The 3,382-nt window shown below is 36.5% G+C and carries 2 protein-coding genes; both read left to right on the top strand.

What is annotated here, in order from left to right:
• On the top strand, positions 1-2,471 hold a 2,471-nt coding region (locus tag GMD6S_RS08620), incomplete at its 5' end, for a type I restriction endonuclease subunit R, EcoR124 family (RefSeq protein ID WP_000326606.1).
• A gap of 85 nt (positions 2,472-2,556) precedes the next feature.
• A complete protein-coding gene (locus tag GMD6S_RS08615; RefSeq protein WP_001146398.1) occupies positions 2,557-3,249 on the top strand; it encodes a YjjG family noncanonical pyrimidine nucleotidase in 693 nt (230 codons plus the stop codon).
• Positions 3,250-3,382: the final 133 nt, after the last annotated feature.

Here is a 3,382-nt window from a genome sequence, read left to right as displayed (position 1 = left end):
ATTGGGAAGATTTTAATAATGAGTTAATCAACAACTGGAAAGATATTGCTGTTTATCTTTTGTCAATCCCGATGGCGCATCAGCTAATCGGTTATTACACTATAGCTGACCAGTCGGATGGAATTTTAAAAGTTTTACGTAGCTACCAATACTATGCAGTTGCAGCAATTTCTGACCGGGTAGCTAAAAATAAGTGGGCTGATCGCAATCAGCTTGGTGGTTTTATTTGGCATACAACAGGATCTGGCAAGACCATGACTAGTTTTAAAGCTGCCCAGCTAATTGCTAACTCAAAAGATGCAGATAAAGTAATATTTTTATTGGATAGAATTGAACTAGGAACTCAGTCTATAAAAGAATATCGAGGTTTTGCAGAGGAGAGAGAATCAGTTCAAGAAACAAAAAATACAACTATGCTTAGGACTCGCTTGAAAAGTAAGTCTCCCGAAAATACTTTGATTGTTACCTCTATTCAAAAGATGAGTAATATCAAAGAGGAGGATGGGATGACCGATGCAGAGCTGGAAGAGATGAGAAAAAATAGGATTGTGTTTATCATCGATGAGGCTCATCGCTCTACTTTTGGCGAGATGATGATTACCATTAAAGAGACCTTTCCTCAAGCTCTGTTCTTCGGTTTTACTGGTACGCCTATTAAAAAGGAAAATGAGCGAAAAAAGAATACAACAACTTCGATTTTTGGTCAAGAATTACATCATTACACTATCGCGGATGGAATTCGCGATAAAAATGTTTTAGGATTTGATCCTTATAAAGTCTTAATCTATAAGGATCGTGAAATCAGAGAAAAAGTAGCCCTAAATCAGGCGAAAGCTTCTAGTGTAGAAGAAGCAGTTAGTAAGCAGGAAAAGAGTAAAGTCTACTATCACTTTATGGATGGTTCAAAAGTCAAGATGGCAGGCTTTATGAATAGAAAAGGGAAGTACATCAAAGGAATTGAAGACTACATACCAAAAAATCAATATCTAACACCTGACTATCAGAAAGCTGTTGTGAAGGACATCTGTGATAACTGGTTAACCTTGAGTCGTAATGGAAAATTCCATGCTATTTTTGCGACTAGCAGTATCCAAGAAGCTATTTCTTATTATCGGTTGCTGAAAGCAATAAAGCCTGAGTTAAGAGTAACAGCGTTATTTGATCCAAATGTTGATAATAATGATGGCTTTGATTTTAAAGAAGATGCTCTTGTAGAGATTCTAACTGATTATGAGAAACAATATGGTCAGCTTTACACTTTGGCATCTCATGATCGTTTCAAAAAGGATGTTTCTAATCGTTTGGCGCACAAACACCAGCATAAATGGATTGAAAGAGAGCCAGAAAAGCAATTAGACTTACTTATCGTTGTAAATCAAATGTTAACAGGATTTGATTCTAAATGGGTTAATACTCTTTATGTAGACCAATTGATGAAGGATGAACTGATTATCCAAGCCTTTTCTCGAACCAATAGGATTTTTGGAGAGGACAAACCATTTGGTACCATCCGCTATTATCGTAAACCTCACACTATGGAACGGAATATTGAAGATGCAGTTCAGCTTTATTCAGGCGACAGTCCTGTAGAGCTTTTTGTCAATAAGTTAGATCAGAATTTAGTCATGCTAAATACTCGTTTTTATCAAATTCGGGACATTTTTGAAAGTTCTGGTGTAGAAAATTTTGAGAAACTTCCTGCTGAGAGAAGTGAAAAAGCAAAATTTGCTAAACTATTTAATTCGTTTAACGATTATCTTGAAGCAGCTCGAATTCAAGGCTTTAAATGGTCTAAATTACACTACGAAATTTCAAAAGGTGCTGGAAAGAAAAAATCAGTAGTGGATGTAGTATGCGATGAGACGACGTATAACATTTTAGTTATTCGCTATAAGGAACTGATGAGTAATGGGGGTGGAGGCAAAGGTCCAGGTGATGTACCATTTGATTTGTCAACCTCTATAATTGAAATAGATACTGGAATGATTGATGCTGACTATATGAATTCTCGTTTCCAAAAGTATATTAAAGCTTTGGGAACGGAGGAATCTGAAAGTCTTTTGAATGAACTGCACAAAACCTTTGCAACCCTGACACAGGAAGAGCAAAAAATTGCAAATTTAATCTTACACGATATTCAAAATGGGGAGATAGAGGTAGATAGTACACTGACACTTCGTGACTACATTAATGACTATCAGGTTCAAATTCATTATGATCGAATTAAACGTTTAAGCGATACCTTTGGTCTTGATGAAGAACTGTTAAGACAAATGATGTCTATGAAGTTGACTGAAATAACATTAAATGAATTTGGTCGTTTTGATCTTTTAAAAAATTCTGTTGATAAACAGAAGGCTAAGTCGTATTTTGAAAATATAGCTGGAAATACACTGACAACGTTTAAGGTAAATGTAAAAACATCAGATTTACTCAAGCGATTTATTCTTGAAGGTGGTTTTGAAGTCTGAATAATTTGCTTTCATCCTGATATTCTTAATTCAACTATTTTATCATCGTGAATATCAATTCATTTCAGAAAGGAAAACTCTCAAATTGCCCTACAAATTTCTACTTTTTGATCTAGATCACACCTTGCTTGATTTTGATGCTGCTGAGGATGTGGCTTTGACGCAACTTCTAAAGGAAGAAGGAGTTGCGGACATTCAAGCCTATAAAGACTATTACGTTCCTATGAACAAGGCTCTCTGGAAGGACTTGGAGCAAAAGAAAATCAGTAAACAAGAACTGATTAACACGCGCTTTTCTCGTTTATTTGCCCATTTTGGACAGAAAAAAGACGGTAGGTTACTTGCCCAGCGTTACCAATTTTACTTAGCCCAACAGGGACAAACTCTTTCGGGTACTCATGAACTCTTGGACAGCCTCATCGAACGTGATTATGACTTGTATGCTGCGACAAATGGGATTACTGCCATCCAGACAGGACGTCTGGCTCAATCTGGTCTGGCTCCCTATTTCAACCAAGTCTTTATCTCTGAGCAATTGCAAACGCAAAAACCTGATGCACTATTCTATGAAAAAATCGGTCAGCAGATTGCAGGATTTGATAAAGAAAAGACGCTGATGATTGGAGATTCCTTAACAGCTGACATTCAAGGTGGTAATAATGCTGACATTGACACCATCTGGTACAACCCTCATCACCTCGAAAATCACACACAAGCCCAGCCGACTTATGAAGTTCATTCTTACCAAGACTTGCTGGATTGTTTAGATGCTTTGTAGTGATTTTCCTAAGAGGTGTTGATATGGAAATTAAAGTCATTGAAGAGATTGATAACTTACTAAATCTCATCGAGCAGTATCAGTTAAAAGGTGTGGTTGCTCAAGTAAATTCGTTAAAAGAGTTAAAGTATAT

It is taken from the genome of Streptococcus sp. GMD6S, assembly GCF_000297015.1.
This window is presented reverse-complemented; position numbering and strand designations above follow the sequence as displayed.